Annotated in this window: 5 protein-coding genes; 4 read left to right on the top strand and 1 reads right to left on the bottom strand. The window is 41.8% G+C overall.

Features of this window, described 5'->3' with window-relative positions:
- Nucleotides 1-253: 253 nt before the first annotated feature.
- On the bottom strand, nt 254-1,006 hold the full coding sequence (locus IM507_RS15375) for a slipin family protein (protein ID WP_002745305.1): 753 nt from the start codon (nt 1,004-1,006) through the stop codon (nt 254-256).
- A 232-nt stretch (nt 1,007-1,238) separates the two neighbouring features.
- Between IM507_RS15375 and IM507_RS15370 the strand changes: the two genes are divergently transcribed.
- From IM507_RS15370 to IM507_RS15355, 4 genes are all read left to right on the top strand, one after another.
- Complete coding sequence (locus IM507_RS15370) at nt 1,239-1,724, top strand: allophycocyanin subunit alpha-B (RefSeq protein WP_002738559.1); 486 nt, start codon at nt 1,239-1,241, stop codon at nt 1,722-1,724.
- Nucleotides 1,725-1,953: 229 nt separating this feature from the next.
- Nucleotides 1,954-2,466, top strand: coding sequence for a hypothetical protein (locus IM507_RS15365; RefSeq protein WP_002738762.1), 513 nt, complete (start codon nt 1,954-1,956; stop codon nt 2,464-2,466).
- A 24-nt stretch (nt 2,467-2,490) separates the two neighbouring features.
- Complete coding sequence (locus IM507_RS15360) at nt 2,491-3,000, top strand: tetratricopeptide repeat protein (RefSeq protein WP_002739264.1); 510 nt, start codon at nt 2,491-2,493, stop codon at nt 2,998-3,000.
- Nucleotides 3,001-3,662: 662 nt separating this feature from the next.
- On the top strand, nt 3,663-4,276 hold a 614-nt coding region (locus tag IM507_RS15355; RefSeq protein ID WP_287637292.1), incomplete at its 3' end, for a proton-conducting transporter transmembrane domain-containing protein.

The following is a 4,276-nucleotide window of genomic DNA, read 5'->3' as shown; positions in this document are numbered from 1 at the left end:
ATGATATCAGCCAGACTTGGAAACTATCTCATCAAATTAGTCCCCCCATAGAACCCCCTTGAGCCATCTTGCACACTTTTCTCTTTTTGTCAAATTTTATGTTAAGAAAGATGTGACTAATGGATAGCTTATCAAGGGGGGCAGGGGGGATCAAAGACAAAATCTATCTTCAATTTAATTATAACCACTTACTTAAACCAACCTAACACACCAGAGAAAATTAACCTTTTTGGCTATTGACAACTGAGCCATTTTATGATTTTTTTTCAGTTAATTTTTGAGCGAGATTTAAGATATCGGAGGGGAGCATAATCACGGTACTGGTGTTATTTTCCGCTCCAATTTCCGTTAACATTTGTAGGCGGCGTAATTCCAAAGCGGCGGGATTTTCCATGATTAATCGGGAAGCTTCCGCTAATTTTAGCGAAGCTTCCTGTTCTGCGGCAGCTTTAATCAAACGGGCCCGTTTTTCTCGCAATGCTTCCGCTTCCTTGGCCATAGCTCGCTGCATACCAGTGGGAATTTCCACATCTTTCATCTCCACCCGTTCGATATCGATGCCCCAAGGTTCGCTAATTTCATCGACAATTTGTTGAACCGCTTGATTAATTTTGTCTCGTTTTTGCAAGACATCATCGAGATGATTTTGACCGACGACATTTCTTAAAGTGGTCATGGCCGCTTGATAAACGGCCGCAGGATAGGATTCGACTTTATTAATCGCTTTGCTAGGATCGATAATGCGATAGTAGAGAACCGCATTAACCTTAATTGTGACATTATCGGCGGTGACAGTTTCTTGCGGGGCAATATCGACGGTTTTGGTGCGAATATCCAGCTGCATTTTTTGGTCAACTAGGGGAATGATCCAGTACAGTCCGGGGCCTTTGGTGTCTTGATAACGACCTAGGCGAAAGATAACACCACGCTGGTATTCTCGATCGATTTTAAAGCCATTTAACCCCAGAATGCCCGCTATCAACAGCAAGGGTGCTAGAAATTCCATATTAATTACCACTTATCGGGTTCAAGTTAATCAGTGTGCGGTGACATCTCAATTGCCATCTCCTCGCTCCTGACCACTAATACATTCATTCTAGACAGTAACCGGGCTGTCGGGGAAACTCATAACGAAATATTACAATTTTTAGGAATTGCCCACCCAGCAGGGATGACTCGACTTCCAGACCCCGACCTGAGATAAACTACAGAATGTTATCAGAATTTACCTTGATATTATGAGCGTAGTTAGCCAAGTCATCCTCAAAGCCGACGACGAACTTCGTTATCCTAGTAGTGGTGAACTACAGGGTATCGGGCAATTTTTAAAAACCGGTGAGCAGAGAATTCGCATTGCCGAGACTCTCGCTGAAAATGAGAAAAAAATCGTCGATCAGGCTCAAAAACAACTGTTCAAGAAACGTCCCGATTATAGAGCGCCGGGGGGTAATGCCTACGGTCAGCGTCAATATAATCAATGCTTGCGCGATTATGGTTGGTATCTGCGTCTAGTTACCTATGGGGTATTAGCCGGAGATAAGGGTCCGATCGAACAAACCGGCCTGATCGGGGTCAAAGAGATGTATAACTCTCTTAATGTTCCCGTCCCCGGCATGGTGGAGGCGATTCGTTGTCTCAAAGAGGCCGCTTTAGGTCTTTTGACTCAAGAAGATGCCGTGGCAGCAGCCCCCTACTTCGACTTTATCATCCAGTATATGTCCTAAGCGATCGGGACAATCCCAGAGGCCTGAAGTCTGAAAAGGGGCAATTCTCCCCTCTTTCAGGGTTCAGGCTTGACTTTTTTCAGTGATCAGTAAACAGTGATCAGTAAGCAGTAAACAGTAATCAGTGAAAAGACAGTAGTAAACTGGCATTTGATCAGGCTCACTTAATACATACTGCTCACTTAATACTCAAAACTGATAACTGATAACTGATAACTGATAACTGATTATGTTTTGGCGCATTATACTACTTACTTTTCTAATACCATCGGTCTATGGGCTGTTTGGCTGGTCGATCGCCCAGGAGCGTTTATCATGGAGTGATTGGTTACTTGCCCGCGGTGATGAGATGAATTGGACTCTCACTAGCGAATGGCTAGAAATCATCATCTATATCCTAGCGGTAGGGGTTATCCTCTCAATTGCCCTAGGATTAACTCTGTTTAGTAACTTAATGCCGCTATTTTTCCGCAGTTGGTTTAAAAATGATATTAGCGCTGTATTATCAATTCTTGGCTGGTCCTTGGCGGTAGTCTTTATCTTCCACAAGTGGGCGGTATTTACTCGAGCTTTAATTCTGTTAGCTGCTGCTATCCTCGGTCGTCTAGAACTTCAGGAAGCGGGTTACAATAGGTGGCAAGTTTTCCTGACGATCACCATTCTCTGCTTAGGTAGTTTTAGCTTGGGAATTTGGGCTTATAATCTTTGGGGTCACGAATTTCATCAAGTTACTACTGATTAATCTTATCTCTAATCTTGAAAAAGTATGCCCAAAAAAAATAACGATACCCTCAAACGAGTCTTAATTGTTTCCTCTGGTTTAGTATTTTTGGCTTTAATGGTGGTGCCAACTTTAGGTTTATGGAAAAATAATAATTCTAATTCCCCCCAAGGCAGTCAACCCGGGCAAGAGGCAACTATTGCCCCCGAAAAATTACAAGAAATGGTCAAAGGTTACGAGAAAATTCTTGAACGCGAACCAGATAACCCCACTGCTTTGCAAGGACTGGCCCAAGCTCGCCTACAGTTAAAAGATTTTATCGGAGCTAGAGAACCTTTAGAAAAGTTATATCAAAAATATCCCAACAATCTGGAAGTTATGCTGGTTCTTTATGGAACAAGATTACAAACTCAAGACGTTTCTGGAGCGAAAAGTCTCCTAGAAAAATTAGTCAAAAATTATCCCCAAGAACCGAAGTTTAAAGAAGAATTAACTCGTTTAAATCAAGCGATTGCGGCAGCTTCCAAACAGCAAACCCCAGAACCTAAAAAGTAATGAAAAAAGAATTAATGGCTCTCCTAGACTGAGTAGGATCGATTAGTAACAAAACGCCAATTTAGGAGGACTCTTCGCCTAAAGTTATCAAAGTTGTTTAACCGATAAGCCTGACTGCTTGACATAAGTGGGTGAAAGCTAGTAGCAGAGGAACTGGGAGAAAAAAGGGTAGAGAGATATAATTGGTTGAAGTAATCACACTTTCGCGCTCCTTTAAGTTTTGATAAGCTAAGACGCATTTTAAACGCTTATTCTTAGATTAGCCGAACCTTCCCCAATCCCTTTACTGTTGCCTTTTGACTCTTGCCTCTTGCCTCGTCTCAACAAGCAATTTAAATTACGAACAGCTTAATCCATATTTTTGCTAATAAACATAGCAAAAGTATGGATAATTTCTTGACCTAAGATCACATCACATTTTATTCTTTTTTCCACTTCTATCTAAAAATCGAGAAAAAAGCAAGACTTTCCATTATACCATAAAAAAATCATACAAGAAGTCTATTATAGAACCAAAACAATCTATTGGCCACCTGAAAAATCTTGAGCAATTGGGACTCGATCGAGGATAATTAGAGAAAGTATCTTTGCTGGTGAAATTGAGCAGATTAGTCCAGGAAAACCCTGCCCTAGACAAAGTAAAGATCAGAAAATCCTACACCATCAATACTCTAACGATCGCTTGGATAGTCGTTCCCTTTTTGAGCGGCTTTATTGGCTATTTACTGTCTCGCTGGGCTAAATATCTGTCCTTAATTACTTCTGTTATCTCTCTCGCCTATTCTCTCCTTCTATTTAGCCAATCCGCCCCCATAACCCTCAACCTACTGGATAATTATGGCGTGAAACTGGTAGCCGATCAGTTAAGTGCCTATTTTATCCTCACTAATGCCCTCGTGACGATGGCGGTGATCCTTTATAACTGGGAAAGTAGCAAAACCGCCTTTTTTTACGCCCAAGCTATCATTCTCCACGGCAGCATTAATTCTGTCTTCGTCTGTGAGGATTTTATTAGCGTTTACGTTGCCTTAGAAGTAATTAGTATTGCCGCTTTTCTGGTGATTGCCTATCCTCGCAGCGATCGCTCTCTCTGGGTTGCCCTGCGTTATCTGTTTATCAGCAATGTAGCGATGTCATTTTACCTTATTGGCGCAGTTTTAGTCTATAAAGCCAATAATTCCTTTGCTTTTGCTGGTTTAAAGGACGCACCTCCCGAAGCCTTGGCTTTAATCTTCATGGGATTATTAGTCAAAGGGGGAATCTTTGTCTCGGGATT

It is taken from the genome of Microcystis sp. M20BS1, from assembly GCF_020245305.1.
In the GTDB taxonomy this organism is placed as follows: Bacteria; Cyanobacteriota; Cyanobacteriia; order Cyanobacteriales; family Microcystaceae; genus Microcystis; species Microcystis ichthyoblabe_A.
This window is presented reverse-complemented; position numbering and strand designations above follow the sequence as displayed.

Bases quoted from the DNA above. Each gene is read 5' to 3' on its own strand.
- IM507_RS15360 (WP_002739264.1), top strand. From the start codon at position 2,491: ATGCCCAAAAAAAATAACGATACCCTCAAACGAGTCTTAATTGTTTCC.
- IM507_RS15375 (WP_002745305.1), bottom strand. From the start codon at position 1,006: ATGGAATTTCTAGCACCCTTGCTGTTGATAGCGGGCATTCTGGGGTTA.
- IM507_RS15365 (WP_002738762.1), top strand. From the start codon at position 1,954: ATGTTTTGGCGCATTATACTACTTACTTTTCTAATACCATCGGTCTAT.
- IM507_RS15370 (WP_002738559.1), top strand. From the start codon at position 1,239: ATGAGCGTAGTTAGCCAAGTCATCCTCAAAGCCGACGACGAACTTCGT.